17 protein-coding genes, 1 other RNA gene and 1 pseudogene are annotated in these 14,771 nt (G+C 53.6%); 15 read left to right on the plus strand and 4 right to left on the minus strand.

From position 1 onward, the window contains the following. From ED901_RS01580 to ED901_RS01625, 10 genes and pseudogenes are all read left to right on the plus strand, one after another. Positions 1–759 (plus strand): annotated as a pseudogene (locus ED901_RS01580) (MFS transporter); the annotation flags it as partial. Between the two features lie 186 nt (positions 760–945). Further along, on the plus strand, positions 946–1,722 hold the full coding sequence (gene exuR, locus ED901_RS01585; protein ID WP_056776410.1) for a transcriptional regulator ExuR: 777 nt from the start codon (positions 946–948) through the stop codon (positions 1,720–1,722). Between the two features lie 384 nt (positions 1,723–2,106). Further along, positions 2,107–2,787 (plus strand): DedA family protein, encoded by a 681-nt coding sequence (locus tag ED901_RS01590; protein WP_056776407.1) that lies wholly within the window; start codon positions 2,107–2,109, stop codon positions 2,785–2,787. Next, complete coding sequence (gene mzrA, locus ED901_RS01595) at positions 2,787–3,170, plus strand: EnvZ/OmpR regulon moderator MzrA (RefSeq protein WP_122094429.1); 384 nt, start codon at positions 2,787–2,789, stop codon at positions 3,168–3,170. The genes ED901_RS01590 and mzrA overlap by 1 nt, the downstream gene beginning before the upstream one ends. A 160-nt stretch (positions 3,171–3,330) precedes the next feature. Beyond that, positions 3,331–3,708, plus strand: a complete 378-nt coding sequence (locus tag ED901_RS01600) for a DUF1090 domain-containing protein (RefSeq protein WP_056776402.1) — start codon at positions 3,331–3,333, stop codon at positions 3,706–3,708. Between the two features lie 148 nt (positions 3,709–3,856). After that, positions 3,857–4,159, plus strand: a complete 303-nt coding sequence (locus ED901_RS01605) for a YqjD family protein (RefSeq protein WP_056776398.1) — start codon at positions 3,857–3,859, stop codon at positions 4,157–4,159. A 2-nt stretch (positions 4,160–4,161) separates the two neighbouring features. Next, positions 4,162–4,569 (plus strand): phage holin family protein, encoded by a 408-nt coding sequence (locus ED901_RS01610; RefSeq protein ID WP_122094431.1) that lies wholly within the window; start codon positions 4,162–4,164, stop codon positions 4,567–4,569. Next, positions 4,566–4,850, plus strand: coding sequence for a YqjK-like family protein (locus ED901_RS01615; RefSeq protein ID WP_056776392.1), 285 nt, complete (start codon positions 4,566–4,568; stop codon positions 4,848–4,850). Before ED901_RS01610 ends, ED901_RS01615 begins: the two co-directional genes overlap by 4 nt. A gap of 253 nt (positions 4,851–5,103) precedes the next feature. Beyond that, on the plus strand, positions 5,104–5,496 hold the full coding sequence (locus ED901_RS01620) for a DoxX family protein (RefSeq protein WP_056776388.1): 393 nt from the start codon (positions 5,104–5,106) through the stop codon (positions 5,494–5,496). Between the two features lie 152 nt (positions 5,497–5,648). Further along, positions 5,649–6,632, plus strand: coding sequence for a glutathione S-transferase family protein (locus ED901_RS01625; protein WP_122094434.1), 984 nt, complete (start codon positions 5,649–5,651; stop codon positions 6,630–6,632). Between the two features lie 60 nt (positions 6,633–6,692). On the opposite strand, the gene ED901_RS01630 is transcribed toward ED901_RS01625, so the two are convergent. Further along, positions 6,693–7,598 carry a LysR family transcriptional regulator gene (locus ED901_RS01630; RefSeq protein WP_056776382.1) on the minus strand — a complete coding sequence of 302 codons (906 nt, stop codon included), beginning with the start codon at positions 7,596–7,598 and terminating at the stop codon, positions 6,693–6,695. Positions 7,599–7,708: 110 nt separating this feature from the next. Here ED901_RS01630 and ED901_RS01635 point away from each other — a divergent pair, with 110 nt between their 5' ends. Next, on the plus strand, positions 7,709–8,413 hold the full coding sequence (locus ED901_RS01635) for a pirin family protein (RefSeq protein WP_056776378.1): 705 nt from the start codon (positions 7,709–7,711) through the stop codon (positions 8,411–8,413). Positions 8,414–8,476: 63 nt separating this feature from the next. Here ED901_RS01635 and rnpB read toward each other — a convergent pair. Then, positions 8,477–8,855: RNase P RNA component class A (gene rnpB, locus ED901_RS01640), an RNA gene on the minus strand. 25 nt (positions 8,856–8,880) lie between these two features. After that, complete coding sequence (gene rsmI / locus ED901_RS01645; protein ID WP_056776374.1) at positions 8,881–9,750, minus strand: 16S rRNA (cytidine(1402)-2'-O)-methyltransferase; 870 nt, start codon at positions 9,748–9,750, stop codon at positions 8,881–8,883. 61 nt (positions 9,751–9,811) lie between these two features. On the opposite strand from rsmI, the gene ED901_RS01650 reads away from it, so the two are divergent. The 4 genes from ED901_RS01650 to dolP all read left to right on the plus strand — a co-directional run bounded on the left by ED901_RS01650 (position 9,812) and on the right by dolP (position 13,492). Continuing rightward, positions 9,812–11,827: a penicillin-binding protein activator gene (locus ED901_RS01650; RefSeq protein ID WP_122094436.1), complete on the plus strand. Its 2,016-nt coding sequence runs from the start codon at positions 9,812–9,814 to the stop codon at positions 11,825–11,827. 75 nt (positions 11,828–11,902) lie between these two features. Beyond that, positions 11,903–12,286, plus strand: coding sequence for a YraN family protein (locus ED901_RS01655; protein ID WP_056776366.1), 384 nt, complete (start codon positions 11,903–11,905; stop codon positions 12,284–12,286). A 30-nt stretch (positions 12,287–12,316) separates the two neighbouring features. Next, positions 12,317–12,907 carry a DnaA initiator-associating protein DiaA gene (gene diaA, locus ED901_RS01660; protein WP_056776362.1) on the plus strand — a complete coding sequence of 197 codons (591 nt, stop codon included), beginning with the start codon at positions 12,317–12,319 and terminating at the stop codon, positions 12,905–12,907. A 9-nt stretch (positions 12,908–12,916) separates the two neighbouring features. Further along, positions 12,917–13,492: a division/outer membrane stress-associated lipid-binding lipoprotein gene (dolP, locus tag ED901_RS01665; RefSeq protein ID WP_056776359.1), complete on the plus strand. Its 576-nt coding sequence runs from the start codon at positions 12,917–12,919 to the stop codon at positions 13,490–13,492. Positions 13,493–13,560: 68 nt separating this feature from the next. Here the strand turns inward: dolP and mtgA are convergent, their stop codons facing one another. After that, positions 13,561–14,289 (minus strand): monofunctional biosynthetic peptidoglycan transglycosylase, encoded by a 729-nt coding sequence (gene mtgA / locus ED901_RS01670; protein ID WP_056776356.1) that lies wholly within the window; start codon positions 14,287–14,289, stop codon positions 13,561–13,563. Between the last annotated feature and the right edge of the window lie 482 nt (positions 14,290–14,771).

Consider the following 14,771-nt stretch of genomic DNA (forward strand, 5'->3'; position numbering starts at 1 on the left):
ATCAGTTGGTTAGTGTTCTACAAACACCCGAAAGATCAGAAAAAGCTGAGCACCGAAGAACGCGCTTATATTCTTGATGGTCAGGAAGCACAGCATCAGACCACCAACGGCAAGAAAATGTCTGCCATGCAGATCCTGCGTAACCGTCAGTTCTGGGGTATCGCGCTGCCACGCTTCCTGGCTGAACCGGCCTGGGGCACGTTCAACGCCTGGATCCCGCTGTTCATGTTCAAGGTGTATGGCTTCAATCTGAAAGAAATTGCGATGTTTGCCTGGATGCCGATGCTGTTTGCTGACCTCGGTTGTATCCTCGGCGGCTACATGCCTCCGTTCTTCCAGAAGCATTTCAAAGTGAACCTGATCGTATCTCGTAAAATGGTCGTGACGATGGGTGCTGTCCTGATGATCGGCCCGGGGATGATCGGTCTGTTCACCAGCCCGTATGCGGCTATCGCCCTGCTGTGTGTCGGTGGTTTCGCTCACCAGTCACTGTCCGGCGCGCTGATCACGCTCTCTTCTGACGTGTTCGGTCGTAACGAAGTGGCGACGGCTAACGGACTGACCGGGATGGCCGCCTGGATGGCAAGTACGATGTTTGCACTGGTGGTCGGTGCGCTGGCCGATACCATCGGTTTCAGCCCGCTGTTTGCAGCCCTTGCGGTCTTCGATCTGCTCGGTGCCATCATCATCTGGACAGTGTTGCAAAACCGGTCCGCAGTGGAGCCTGTGCCGGTTCCGCTCAGTACCGCGAAAGCCTGATAGCCTGAACGCAGCCCGGTAAGTCACTTTACCGGGCTTTGCTATTTCCTGACTTTAACCGCCAACCTTTCTGACCAATGCACGGTGCATCCCCTCTTCTTAAATCGTATACTGGAGTTGTATGACAGGTCCCGGGATCTTTCAGGCACCCATCCGGCAGGTTTCACTACTTTAAAGAGCACTCACATGGAATCCACAGACACCAGACGCCTTTATCAACAACTGGCTGCCACGCTCAAGGAACGCATTGAATCCGGAGTCTATCCGGTTGGCGAGAAACTTCCCGCTGAACGTCTGATTTCCGATGAAATGAACGTCAGCCGCACCGTGGTGCGTGAAGCGATCATCATGCTGGAAGTGGAGGGCTATGTGGAAGTGCGCAAAGGCTCGGGCATTCATGTCATGTCCAATCAGCAGCGCCATCTGGTTGTGCCGGATTGCGGCAGTGAATTTGGTACGGCAGGCCCGTTTGAGCTGTTGCAGGCGCGCCAGCTGATTGAAAGCAACATCGCTGAATTTGCCGCCACGCAGGTGACCAAACAAGACATTATGCGCCTGATGGAAATTCAGGAGTACGCGCGGCAGGAAGACCGTTTCCGCGATTCGGAATGGGATCTGAAATTCCACGTGCAGGTTGCGCAGGCAACCCAAAACAGCGCACTGGCAACGATTGTCGAAAAGATGTGGAGCCAGCGATTGCATAATCCGTACTGGCGTAAATTGCATGAGCATATCGATGAGCGCTCAATCGAAAGCTGGTGTGAAGAACACGATCTGATCCTCAAAGCGTTAATCCGCCGCGATCCGCACGCCGCAAAACTGGCGATGTGGCAGCACCTGGAAAACACCAAGCAGATGCTTTTCCGCGCCACCAGTGATGATTTTGAGTTCAATGTAGACCGCTATCTTTATTCAGAAAATCCGGTGGTTCATCTCGATCCGCCGCTGATGAATTCTAAATAAATCCGCATTACGGCAGGTTCCTTCGTCCAACCTGCCATTTATCTTCCTCTGCCCGATTTCGCCCTTCCCTGTCAGCCACTGTCGAGTAGTGTCAGTCAATGTAAAACCCTTTTTCATATCGTGCCTGAGGCTTAAATGATCGCCGCCGACGCGCTATATTTACCTGTCTGACTTATTGTTATTTTGTTACAGTTAGACGACTTTTCTTACCCGTTTGCGCCAGGTGAAACACGCCAAAACGACGCGCGGGAAATCGCAGTACCCGTAACCAGACAGCACGCCAGGGAACAGGCGACCTTTTTCAGCTGTACATGCCGCGTCGAGACTTTTCTCCGCAGATGTATTTCGCTGACTCACTGAACATGATGGAGTTTTAGAAACCAGATGGAAATTATCAGTTCTCTCATCGATGCACTCTGGCAACAAGACTATAAAACCCTGGCCGATCCCTCGCTGGTCTGGGCGCTGTACCTGATTTTATTCATGATCATTTTTCTGGAAAACGGTCTGTTGCCCGCGGCGTTTTTACCCGGTGACAGCCTGTTAATTCTGGTCGGCGTACTGATTGCCAAAGATGCGATGAATTTCCCGCTGACGGTTTTCCTGCTGACCAGCGCGGCCAGCCTCGGTTGCTGGCTGAGTTATGCGCAGGGAAAGTGGCTGGGAAACACCCGAATAGTACAAAGCTGGCTGGGGAATTTGCCGGTGCATTATCACGAACGTGCCCATGCACTTTTCCACAAGCATGGCCTGTCGGCGCTGTTAGTTGGCCGTTTTCTGGCCTTTGTGCGTACCCTACTGCCGACAATCGCCGGTTTATCGGGCCTGAGCAACAGCCGCTTTCAGTTCTTTAACTGGGTCAGCGGATTGTTATGGATCCTCATCCTCACGTCTCTGGGCTATTTCCTCGGCAAAACACCGCTGTTCCTGAAATACGAAGACGCCGTGATGAACTGCCTGATGTTATTGCCGGTCCTGTTATTAATTGGCGGGCTGGTCGGTTCGATCATTGTGCTGTGGCGTAAAAAACACGCTGACCGCCAGAATAAAGGCAAGAGCGCATAATGAACCGCAGGTTTCTCAAACGTTCCCTACTCTGGCCGGTGATTATCATGCTGCTGGCAGCGGCCGCCATGATCGGGCTGGCTATTTCACGGATGCCAGCCAACGGCAATGCGCTGCAAATCCGCCCGGCCAGAACGGGTATCTCATTGCCAGACGGCTTTTATGTGTATCAGAGCCTGAGTCAGCGCGGCATCCATATCAAAAGCATCACGCCCCTCGATGACGGTTTAGTCGTGCAGCTCGACTCCGCTGAGCAGCGCCAGATGGCGCACAGCGCGTTGCAAGACATCCTGCCGGAGGGATTCATCATCAGGAATTGTGAACCCTCCCATTCCAGAGCGTTGATGGAAAAACTCAATCATAACCGGCTGAAGCTCGGTTAAGCCTTTCGTCAGGTTTAGGGAAAATGTCTGATATCACCGTCCATTCGACGGTGATATTATTTATGGGCTAGTCATTCATGCGACCCATGATTTGACACGCAGTCCCCTGTTCAAGGAATTAAGTGCCACACTCACTTAACCATCAAAAGGAAGCTACACGATGAAACTGACTCTCTCCGCCCTCGTATTCGCCCCGGCATTGTTGTTCACCTCCGCCAGTTTTGCTGCGCCTCAGCCAGAAAGCTGCGTGACCAAACAAAACGAAATTCAGAAACAGATCGACGAAGCCCGTGCCCATAAAAACCAGAACCGCGTAGACGGTCTGGAAAAGGCACTGCGTGAAAATAAGGCACATTGCACCGATGCCGGTCTGAAAGCTGAAAATCAACAACGTGTTGAAGAGAAGCGTGAAAAAGTCGCAGAACGTGAGCAGGAGCTGAAAGAAGCTCAGGCCAAGGGCGATCACGAAAAAATCGTTAAGAAACAGCATAAATTGCAGGAAGCACAGGCAGAACTGAAACAGGCCCAGGGCCTGTAATCCTGTTCCGCCAGCGGTGATTTTGCACCACGCCACAGCGGATTATTCGGGGATCTTGCGTTTTGAAACAGACAATTCGCATTTGCGATCACCCGAATATCCGCTATGTTAAAAGTTCGAATCAGTTAACGTATGGAGTGACTTACACATGGCGAGTAATACATCAGAACAACTGCGGGCTGAATTAAAGTCATTGGCAGATACCCTGGAAGAAGTGCTCCAGACCTCTACCGATAAGCCGAAAGCTGAACTCGATAAACTGCGTGGTAAAGCAGAATCCCTGCTGAAAGATACCCGCGAACGTCTGAGCGATACGGGCGAAAAGATTGCCTACCAGACCAAAGAAATTGCCGGTAAAGCCGACGATTATGTACATGATAAACCCTGGACGGGCGTCGGTATTGGTGCCGCGGTCGGCGTAGTCATCGGCGTTCTGTTAGCTCGCCGATAACCATGACTGAACCGTTAAAACCTTCACCACAAGGACCGGGTAAGGGGCTTTTCGACATCATTCAACGTGTCGCCACTGTCGTGGTCGGCATTGTCGAAACGCGCGTCAGACTGGCCGTTATTGAGCTGGAAGAGGAAAAGGCCAATATTTTCCAACTGCTGCTCATGGCCGGCATTACCCTGATCTTTACAGCCTTCGGCCTGATGAGTCTGCTGGTGGTCCTTTTCTGGGCTATCGATCCGGCATACCGTCTGATGGCGATGGGCACTACCACAGGCGTGCTGTTATTGCTCGCGGTGATCCTGGGCATGTTGACGCTGGCGAAAGCCAAACGTTCGACGCTGCTCAGCCTTACGCGCAAGCAACTGGACGTTGACCGTGCCCTGCTTGAAAAGGATGACGAGGAATGAGCATCCCGAACCGCGCTATCGAAAAAGTCAGAATTATGCGCAAGATTGAGCGCCAGCGGCAGGAGTTATCCCGTGCCGGTGATGACTGGCTGGATGCCACAGCGAAAATCGATCGCGGCTGGGTGAAACTCGTTGATATGCGCAAATATCTGGTAGTGGGCTCAAGCCTGATTGCCGTTTACGGTATTCGCCACCCCAGCGTGATTGTGCGCTGGTCACGACGGGCTTTCGGGATCTGGGGAACGGTCAGACTGTTCCGTAAGACTTTCGCTCAGAAATAAACGCTCTTTTTTCGTATCAATGCTTTCACGTCTGAGGGCCGGATGAATACTCATCCGGCCCTTTTCTTTTGAATAACAATCCAGAGTCCATTCAATTTTTTTGAATCATTCAGACAGATTTACTTGCTAACAAAACTTATTCATCCGACCTATTATTCCGTCATCAACTGATGCGGTAACGGCAGGAAACATTTTCCGACCGGGCCGGTAACATTTTAGCTCAATTTGAGCGCATGACCTTTCGGAGATGAAGATGACTAAGTTACAAGACACTGCTTTGCTGGTTGCACGTATCCTGATGCCCATTCTGTTTATCGTTGCAGGCTGGGGCAAAATCAACGGTTACACCGCCACAGCGGGCTACATGACGTCCATGGGCGTGCCAAGCTTCTTCCTGCCACTGACTATCTTGTTAGAATTTGGCGGCGGTCTGGCGATCCTGTTCGGCTTCTTCACTCGCACTACCGCGTTGATCACGGCAATCTTCACCATCCTGACCGCCGTCATCTTCCACACTGATTTCGCCCAGGGCGTAAACCAGATGATGTTCATGAAAAACCTGTCCATCGCCGGTGGTTTCTTCGTCCTGTTTGCTTCGGGTCCAGGTGCATTCAGCATCGACCGTCTGATCAAGAAAAACTGGTAATCGTCCGCACCAGGGATAACGCCGGGCATCGCACCGGCAATACCACGCTATACTCAAATAATTAGATAATATGTAAGACCTGCAGGGCGATGTGATTTATCACCTCGCCCTTTTTTATTCTGAAAATACATCTGATAAAAAGGTACATAACGATGGGACAACTGGTTGACGGCATCTGGCAGGACACCTGGTATGACACCCGCTCTACCGGCGGGCACTTCAAACGTTCCGTTTCGCAATTTCGTAACTGGATCACCGCAGACGGCGCACCGGGTGAGCATGGTGCGGGTGGCTTTACGGCAGAACGCGATCGTTATCATCTGTACGTTTCTCTCGCCTGCCCGTGGGCGCACCGCACCTTACTGATGCGCGCGCTGAAAGGCCTGGAAGAGATCATTCCCGTTTCCGTCGTGCATCCGCTGATGTTAGAAAACGGCTGGACCTTCGGAACGGATTTCCCGGCGGCCACCGGCGACGATTTGTATCACCTGAATTTTGCCTATGAAATCTATCTGCGCGCGCAGAAGGATTACACCGGGCGCGTCACTGTGCCGATCCTGTGGGACAAGAAACAGCAGACCATCGTCAGTAACGAATCTGCCGATATCATTCGCATGTTCAACAGCGCTTTTGATGCGGTCGGTGCAAAAGCCGGAGATTATTATCCGCAGACCTTGCGCCCGCAGATTGATGAGATTAATGAATGGGTCTATCAGCAAATTAACAATGGCGTCTACAAAGCCGGGTTTGCGACGTCTCAGGATGCTTACGATGAGGCCGTTGACGGTGTGTTTGCCGCGCTTGACCGTGCCGAGGAATTACTGGGTAAACACCGCTATCTGACGGGGAACCAGCTGACCGAAGCCGATCTTCGCCTGTGGACCACGCTGGTGCGATTTGACCCGGTGTACGTTACGCATTTCAAATGCGATCGCTACCGGATCAGCGATTATCCGAACCTTTACGGCTTCCTGCGCGATATCTACCAGATGCCGGGCATTCGTGAAACCGTGGATTTTGCCCATATCCGTCACCACTATTATCGCAGCCACGCGACGATCAACCCGCACGGCATTATCTCCACCGGACCCGCGCAGGATTTAGAATCTGAGCACGGGCGTGATACGCGTTTTTGATCTGCATCTGCACCTTCCCCTTACAGCAGGGGAAGGTGTGGCATAGCAACTGACCGACGCTTACTTCACTTCACGCGTAGCCAGCAGTTTGACAATTTCACGCAGGAACCAGGCTTTCGCTTCGCCCATGCTGTCGCGACGCCACGCCATAATGATGTCGGTTTCGTGATTGTATTCGGCACTCACCACCCGCAAACGGCCTTCGGTAATGTCTTTTTCGACCATCGGATAAGGCATCGTCGCCACACCTAACCCTGCCAGTAATGCCTGACGTTTTTCTTCCAGCGTACTGACCGTCAGACGTTGCTGCTTATCCAGCAGTTGCACGGTCAGCACCGGGCGCTCGCGGGCAGTATCCGCCACCGCAATGCCCCGGTACTTCACGCGGCTGACGTCAGACAACGGCTCGGCTTCCAGATGGATCGGATGATCCGGTGCGGCAACGTACACGCTGACCAGCTTGTAAAGTTTACGGCTGTTAATTTCTGTTGATGAGCGAAAGTGCATATCCGGGGCGATCACAATGTCTGCGCGCCCCTGCTCAAGGCGCTCCCACGCACCGGCCAGCACTTCAGTGATCAGCGACACCTGCGTATTGGCTTTCAGCGCCAGCTTTTCAATCAGCGGGAACAGTTTCGTTGCCGGTGACAGCGCTTCACACACGATGGTGATATGGGTTTCCCAGCCGCGCGCCAGCGCTTCGGCATCCACGGTCAGTTTATCTGCCGCTTCCAGCAACACGCGGCCACGTTCAAGCAGCATACGGCCAACGTTGGTGAATTTTGTCCGATGACCTGAGCGGTCGAATAACACCACATCCAGCTCTTCCTCCAGCTTCTGCATGGTGTAGCTCAGGGCAGAAGGGACGCGGCCCAGCTCGTCGGCAGCCGCGGCAAAGCTGCCCCGGCGGTCTATCGCATCCATGACCCGTAAGGCTTCCAGTGTGAGTGCGCGATCCTTAGCCATTCTTTTCTCTTTCAGGAAATTTGAATATAGCGACCAGATTAACTGGCTAACAATCACACGTCCAGACGCTTACCATTTATCCATTGATATTTTTAACTGAGGCGACCGCCATGATTACCAGCAGAACGGCAAAAGAGTGCGGCACCGCTGACTTTGGCTGGCTGCAAGCCCGCTACACGTTTTCCTTTGGTCACTACTTCGATCCCAAGCTGATGGGCTATGCCTCTTTGCGGGTGCTGAATCAGGAAGTGCTGGCACCGGGGGCGAGTTTTCAGCCGCGAACTTATCCGCGCGTTGACGTGCTCAATCTGGTGTTGCAGGGCGAGGCCGAGTATCGCGACAGTGAAGGTCATAGCGTGCGGGTGAAAGCCGGAGAAGCGGCGCTGTTATCGACGCAGGCCAGCGTCAGCTACAGCGAGCTGAACACCCGCGAGAAACAGCCACTGACGCGGATGCAGCTGTGGCTGGATGCCTGCCCCGAGCATGAAAATCCGATTACCCAGAAAATGATGCTGCCGGATGCGAAGCATTTCCTGCTGGCCTCGCCGGATGGTGAAGCAGGCAGCCTGCAGTTGCGCCAGAGCGTGTGGATCCATCATCTGGATTTAGCCGCAGGCGATCATATTTCGATACCTATCCGCGGACCGCGTGCTTATTTGCAGTCGATTCACGGGCAGGTTGATGCACAGGGCGCAGTCAGCAACGAATCGCAAAGACTGGCCTGTGGCGATGGGGCATTTATCCATCAGGAAAACAGCCTGACCGTGTCTGCCAGCACGCCATTGCGCGCGCTGCTGATTGATTTGCCGGTCTGAGTTTTTCGGATTTCAGAAAGGTGAAAGCCCGCGCAGTTAACACTGCGCGGGCTTTCTTTTTGACGAGGGAGTTGACCGTTAAGCCGGGTTCTGTCGTGGACAGTCATTCGTCTAGGCCAGCAATCGCTCACTGGCTCAAGCAGCCTACCCGGGTTCAGTACGGGCCGTACCATGTGAACCCCTATTTGGCCTTGCTCCGGGTGGAGTTTACCCTGCCACGGACTGTTGCCAGCCGCGCGGTGCGCTCTTACCGCACCCTTTCACCCTTACCTGATCCCACTTGCGTGGGCCATCGGCGGTTTGCTCTCTGTTGCACTTGTCGTAAGCTCGCGCTTCCCAGGCGTTACCTGGCACCCTGCCCTATGGAGCCCGGACTTTCCTCCCCTCCATCTGTCTCCCCCGAAAGGGACGGCAACGAAGCGGCGACTGTCTGGTCAACTCCGCGGCGGATGATAGGGGAAAATCACCTACTTGTCACCCTCTTGCTCATCAAGCGCGTATTTATACAACGCATTCTTCTTCACACCGTGAATTTCTGCAGCCAGCGCGGCGGCTTTTTTCAGCGGAAGTTCTTTTTGCAGCAGCGCCAGCGTGCGCAACGCTTCCGCCGGCAAAGCCTCGGTATCGGCTTTATGACCTTCGACGATCAGCACCATTTCGCCACGCTTGCGGGTTTCATCTTCCAGCACCCAGGCGAGCAATGCGCCGACCGCGTCACCACGAATATTTTCCCAGGTTTTGGTCAGCTCGCGGGCGAGCACCACGTAGCGATCCGGCCCCCAGACTTCCACCATATCCTGCAGGCTGTCGAGCAACCGGTGGGTCGATTCGTAGAAAATCAGCGTGCGCGGCTCTTCGATCAGGGCCTGAAGTGTATCTTTTCGTGATTTCGTTTTGGCAGGCAGAAAGCCTTCATAACAGAAGCGGTCGGACGGCAAACCGGCGGCAGACAATGCCGCAATCGCCGCACAGGCACCCGGCAATGGCACAACGCGCACACCCGCTTCACGGCAACAGCGCACCAGATGGTAGCCAGGGTCATTGATCAGCGGCGTTCCTGCATCGGAAACCAGCGCAATGCTTTGACCTTCCTGAAGTTTTGATAATAAATGTTCCGCTTTTTGCTGTTCATTATGATCATGAAGCGGATACATTTTTGCGCTGATACCAAAGTGATGCAGCAATAATCCGGTATGACGGGTATCCTCCGCCGCAATCAAATCCACGCTGCTCAGCACGGCCAATGCCCGTTGGGTGATGTCCCCTAAATTGCCGATTGGCGTGGGTACGATGTACAGCGTTGATGCAGAAATATCTGCTTGATCGTGTTGATTCATTGTTTCATCCGGATTGCCGATTTAATATTGAGCATCTTGAAAAAACATCACTGGAAACTGAATGCCTTCCTCAATGACTTTTCGTACCCGTTCGGGACGTTTACTCCCTGCCATTATCGTGGCGATGCTTCTCGCCAGCTGTACCGGTCAGGCGCCACAGGCACCGACTGAAAGTGTCCAGGGCGCGGCGACTGGCAGCTCTGATTATTATCTGCAACAGGCACAGCAAAGCGGTGATGATAACAAGGCTGACTGGCAATTGCTTGCAGTGCGTGCCCTGGTGCGTGAAGGCAAAGCGGCTGAAGCCTACAATCAGCTGAAGACCCTGCCGCAAGAACTCACTGCCGCGCAGCAGCTGGAGCAAAAGCTGACGACGGCCGAAGTGCAACTGGCCATCAAAGATTTCACCCCTGCGGCGACCACGCTGAGCACCATCGATCCGACCGCGCTGACCAACGATCAGAAGGCGCGTTACTATCAGGCGCAAATCGATGCCAGCCAGGGACGTGTCAGTCTGGGCGTGATCCGCGCGTATATTGCGCAGGAGCCACTGTTGCAGGGCCAGCCGCATCAGGACAATATCGATCGTACCTGGATGTCGCTGACGCAACTTTCCCCGCAAGATGCGAGCAGCATCGTGATCAACGCAGATGAAAATACATTGCAGGGATGGCTGGATTTACTCAGCGTCTGGCAGAGTAACAAGCAGGATCCCGATCTGCTGAAAGCCGGGATTAAAGACTGGCAGCGCCGTTATCCGGTCAATCCGGCCGCAAAAAACCTGCCAACGCAGCTTAATAACGTGCTGACGTTCCAGCCTGCTTCTACCGGTAAAATCGCCCTGTTCCTGCCAATGAGCGGCCCGGCGCAGGTTTACGGTAACGCCATTCAGCAAGGTTTTAACGCGGCAATGACCGGTCAGGTGTCACAACCTGCGCCACAAAGTACTTCTGCCGATCAAAACGCTCAGGCGCAACCACCGGTTGATCCGAATGCGGCCGTCAGCACCTCAGCGCCGGAGGCGACAGCCACACAGGCTGAACAGCCACAAACGCCTGCGCCTGTCGCTACTCCGGTAGCCAGCAGCAATGCTCAGGTCAAAGTTTACGACACGAATGGTCAGCCTCTGGCCGCGCTTCTCACCCAGGCGCAGCAAGATGGCGCAACGCTGGTTGTCGGTCCTCTGCTTAAAGATCAGGTCAACGAACTCGCTTCTGACCAGACACCGCTGAATGTTTTAGCGCTTAATCAGCCAGAAACTGAGAAAAACAGCCCGAATATCTGTTACTTTGCCCTCTCTCCGGAAGACGAGGCGCAGGATGCCGCACGTCATATGTGGTCACAGCAAAAACGGATGCCGCTGTTGCTGGTTCCGCGTGGCAACTTTGGCGACCGTATCGCGCAGGCTTTTGCCAATGAATGGCAGAAACTGGGCGGTCAGACGGTCCTCAAGCAGGGGCTGGGTTCAGCAGGTGAATTGCGCTCTTCTATCGGCAGCGGTATCCGTCTGACCGGTACCCCGGTGATGACCAGCAATACCGCCGCTCCTGCCCAGGCGCAGGGCGTGACCATTGGCGGGATAACCATCCCGGCGCCACCGACTGATGCGCAGATCGTGCAGGGCAGTTCAGGAGGTGCCGTGGATTCGGTGTACGTCGTCGCCACGCAAAGCGAACTGACGCTGATCAAGCCGATGCTCGACATGAGCGGCAGTGGCCGTTCGCGTCCGTCCGTTTACGCCAGTTCCCGCAGCTATCAGGCCGGTGCAGGCCCGGATTATCGTCTGGAAATGGAAGGCGTTCAGTTCAGCGACATTCCGTTGCTGGCGGGCTCTAATCCGGCGCTGATGCAACAGGCCTCCGCGAAATTCGGTAACGACTACTCACTGGTGCGTCTGTACGCGATGGGGATTGATGCCTGGAGTCTGGCGAATCACTTCTCACAAATGCGCACCCTGCCGGGCTTTGAAGTCTCCGGCAGTACCGGGGATTTGAGCGCCAACAGCAATTGCGTCATCCACCGTAAAATGCCGTGGCTGCAATACCGTCAGGGCTCACTGGTGCCGGTTTCCTCTTAAGAACGGCTATCGCCACTCTCGGGAACCGCTCTTCAGAACCGGTATTCCGAGAGTGACAGGTACAAGGATGTACTGATGTTTGAAAAAGTGTCAACGCCGCGGCTCACTGGCGCAAAATCGTGTGGAAACCAGTATGAAGCTTTCGCACGTCGCTACCTTGAGAGCGCCGGATTATTCTTTGTGGCCGCCAATGTGGCGTGCCGCACCGGAGAGATCGACCTGATCATGCGCGACCAGCAAACCTGGGTGTTTGTTGAAGTTCGCTACCGGCGCACCGCCCGTTTCGGCGGCGCAGCGGAAAGCGTAACGCGTCAAAAACAGCAGCGTTTGTTAAGCGCTGCGTCTTTCTGGCTTGCAGGACGCCATGCAAGCTTTGACACATCATCTTGCCGTTTTGATGTTTTTGCCATCACCGGTAGCCAGATAGAATGGCTGCGTGATGCCTTCAATGCGGAATAAATATTATGACGACTGACTGGACGAAAACCCGTGCTGGATAGAATCAAAGTCTGCTTTACCGAAAGTATCCAAACCCAGATTGCCGCGGCAGAAGCCTTGCCTGACGCGATTTCCCGCGCCGCAATGACGCTGGTGCAATCGCTGCTTAACGGCAATAAAATTCTCTGCTGCGGTAACGGCACCTCTGCGGCAAATGCCCAGCATTTTTCCGCCAGTCTGATTAATCGTTTTGAAACTGAACGTCCCAGCCTTCCTGCAATCTCACTATGTGCAGATAACATTGTGCTGACCGCCATCGCTAACGACCGGCTGCATGATGAAATCTATGCCAAACAGGTGCGGGCCTTAGGCCAGGCGGGCGACGTTCTGTTGGCTATTTCTACGCGCGGCAACAGCCGTGATATTGTCAAAGCCGTTGAAGCCGCGGTCACCCGTGATATGACCATTGTGGCGCTTACAGGTTATGACGGCGGCGAGCTGGCGGGTTTGCTGGGTCCTCATGATGTTGAGATCCGTATTCCGTCTCATCGCAGCGCCCGTATTCAGGAAATGCATATGCTCACAGTGAATTGCCTCTGTGATCTGATTGATAGCACGCTGTTCCCTCACCAGGACGATTAAGGAGATCAAATGAAGGCAAGTCCTCTCTTTGCAATACTGTTTAGCGCCCTTCTGCTACAAGGTTGCGTTGCCGCCGCAGTGGTTGGCGTTGCTGGCGTTGCCACCAAAACCACCACGGACCCGCGTACCGTCGGCACACAGGTTGATGACAGCACGCTGGAAGCCAGGGTGTCTAATGCCATCAGCAAAGACAAACAGCTGAAGGACGAAGCGCGTATTGTGGCGACGGCGTATCAGGGCAAAGTCCTGCTGACCGGTCAGACCCCGACACCGGATATGGCCGCGCGCGCCAAGCAGATCGCGGTTGGCGTTGAGGGTGCAACGGAAGTGTATAACGAGCTTCGCACAGGTAAACCTGTGACCATGGGTACCGCCTCTACCGATACCTGGATCACCACCAAAGTCCGCTCGCAGTTGCTGACCAGTGATTCAGTGAAATCTTCCAACGTGAAAGTGACCACTGAAAACGGCGAAGTCTTCCTGCTGGGTCTGGTGACACAGGATGAAGGTAAATCTGCGGCAGGTATCGCGGCAGGTGTCAGCGGCGTGAAACACGTGACCACGGCATTCACCTACGTGAAGTAATTCCGGCGGCCATCACGAAAAAGGACAGCGCATTGGCTGTCCTTTTTTTATGTGCGTTGCTCAGGAAATTAATGCAGTTTATGTTCCACCAGGAAAGACTCACCGCCGAGCTGGCTCATCTGGCGCAGGATCCACTGTTGCCTGCGAATGACGTAGGCTGAAGGCGCGTTGACCTTAAACAGGTGTGGATTGGGGAGCACGGCAGCCAGTAATGCCGCCTGAGAAGCGGTCAGTTTGCTGGCCGGTTTATGGAAGAAATGCTGTGCCGCCTGTTCAACGCCAAAGACACCGTCGCCGAACTCCACGATGTTCAGATAAACCGTCAGAATGCGTCGCTTTGTCCATACCGTTTCAATGCCAACGGTCAGCCCGGCTTCCAGCCCTTTGCGGATCCAGCTGCGCCCATCCCACAAAAATAAATTTTTGGCCGTCTGCTGCGAAAGCGTCGATGCACCGCGCATTTTTCCGCCGTCTTTATCACTGTCCAGCACCGACTGAATGGCATCCACGTCAAATCCCCAGTGTTCAGGGAATTTCTGGTCTTCCGCCGCCATCACCGCCAGCGCCATCGGCGAGGAAATGTCATCCATCGCCACCCAGTCGGAATGTGCGACGTAACCAAAGTCACCGGTCAGCCACGCCGATACCTGCCTTTCCACCATCACGGCAGAAAAAGGCACCGGTAAAAAGGCGAAAATCACAATTCCTGCTATCCATAAGCAGGGTAACAGTATCAGCACACGTTTGAGCCATAACAGTGGCTTACGTAAAAGACCTTTTTTTGCAGATTTATTCATTAAGCGCTTTCCGTAACACATCTGACCATCTAATCATTCTCCGCAAGAACCACCGGATTCGGGCTAGCGAAACTAAGACGCAGATTGCTAACAATCCGGTCAGGCCTATCCCATTTTTAACCGCACATTAACCAAATTAAAAGGCTTTTGATCCATATCATCAATGAGTTCCAGATCCTGGGAACCGGTTCCCAGAGGTTTTCATCCCCCGGCATCGACTGTATTCTTTTGCTACATTCCGTAACAATTCATAAATTTATTGATTAACAAAACTTATACATTCAATTTTAGATAGTGAACGAAAACTCATCAGATACTCGCCCGCCTCTGGCGTCACTAAGTCAAATCGGTTACTCAAAAAAACCACAATGCAGACGAAAATTCACACAACGGACGGGCATTCAGGACGTCTACCTAAGTGAAATTATTTCACTACAGAAAATCAGATGAAATCTTATGCCATTTAACAGACGGTCTGAATC

Origin of the sequence: Rahnella sp. Larv3_ips (genome assembly GCF_003697865.1) — a bacterium.
Taxonomy (GTDB): domain Bacteria; phylum Pseudomonadota; class Gammaproteobacteria; order Enterobacterales; family Enterobacteriaceae; genus Rahnella; species Rahnella rivi.

Bases quoted from the DNA above. Each gene is read 5' to 3' on its own strand.
- exuR (WP_056776410.1), top strand. From the start codon at position 946: ATGGAATCCACAGACACCAGACGCCTTTATCAACAACTGGCTGCCACG.
- ED901_RS01590 (WP_056776407.1), top strand. From the start codon at position 2,107: ATGGAAATTATCAGTTCTCTCATCGATGCACTCTGGCAACAAGACTAT.
- mzrA (WP_122094429.1), top strand. From the start codon at position 2,787: ATGAACCGCAGGTTTCTCAAACGTTCCCTACTCTGGCCGGTGATTATC.
- ED901_RS01600 (WP_056776402.1), top strand. From the start codon at position 3,331: ATGAAACTGACTCTCTCCGCCCTCGTATTCGCCCCGGCATTGTTGTTC.
- ED901_RS01605 (WP_056776398.1), top strand. From the start codon at position 3,857: ATGGCGAGTAATACATCAGAACAACTGCGGGCTGAATTAAAGTCATTG.
- ED901_RS01610 (WP_122094431.1), top strand. From the start codon at position 4,162: ATGACTGAACCGTTAAAACCTTCACCACAAGGACCGGGTAAGGGGCTT.
- ED901_RS01615 (WP_056776392.1), top strand. From the start codon at position 4,566: ATGAGCATCCCGAACCGCGCTATCGAAAAAGTCAGAATTATGCGCAAG.
- ED901_RS01620 (WP_056776388.1), top strand. From the start codon at position 5,104: ATGACTAAGTTACAAGACACTGCTTTGCTGGTTGCACGTATCCTGATG.
- ED901_RS01625 (WP_122094434.1), top strand. From the start codon at position 5,649: ATGGGACAACTGGTTGACGGCATCTGGCAGGACACCTGGTATGACACC.
- ED901_RS01630 (WP_056776382.1), bottom strand. From the start codon at position 7,598: ATGGCTAAGGATCGCGCACTCACACTGGAAGCCTTACGGGTCATGGAT.
- ED901_RS01635 (WP_056776378.1), top strand. From the start codon at position 7,709: ATGATTACCAGCAGAACGGCAAAAGAGTGCGGCACCGCTGACTTTGGC.
- rsmI (WP_056776374.1), bottom strand. From the start codon at position 9,750: ATGAATCAACACGATCAAGCAGATATTTCTGCATCAACGCTGTACATC.
- ED901_RS01650 (WP_122094436.1), top strand. From the start codon at position 9,812: ATGCCTTCCTCAATGACTTTTCGTACCCGTTCGGGACGTTTACTCCCT.
- ED901_RS01655 (WP_056776366.1), top strand. From the start codon at position 11,903: ATGTTTGAAAAAGTGTCAACGCCGCGGCTCACTGGCGCAAAATCGTGT.
- dolP (WP_056776359.1), top strand. From the start codon at position 12,917: ATGAAGGCAAGTCCTCTCTTTGCAATACTGTTTAGCGCCCTTCTGCTA.
- mtgA (WP_056776356.1), bottom strand. From the start codon at position 14,289: ATGAATAAATCTGCAAAAAAAGGTCTTTTACGTAAGCCACTGTTATGG.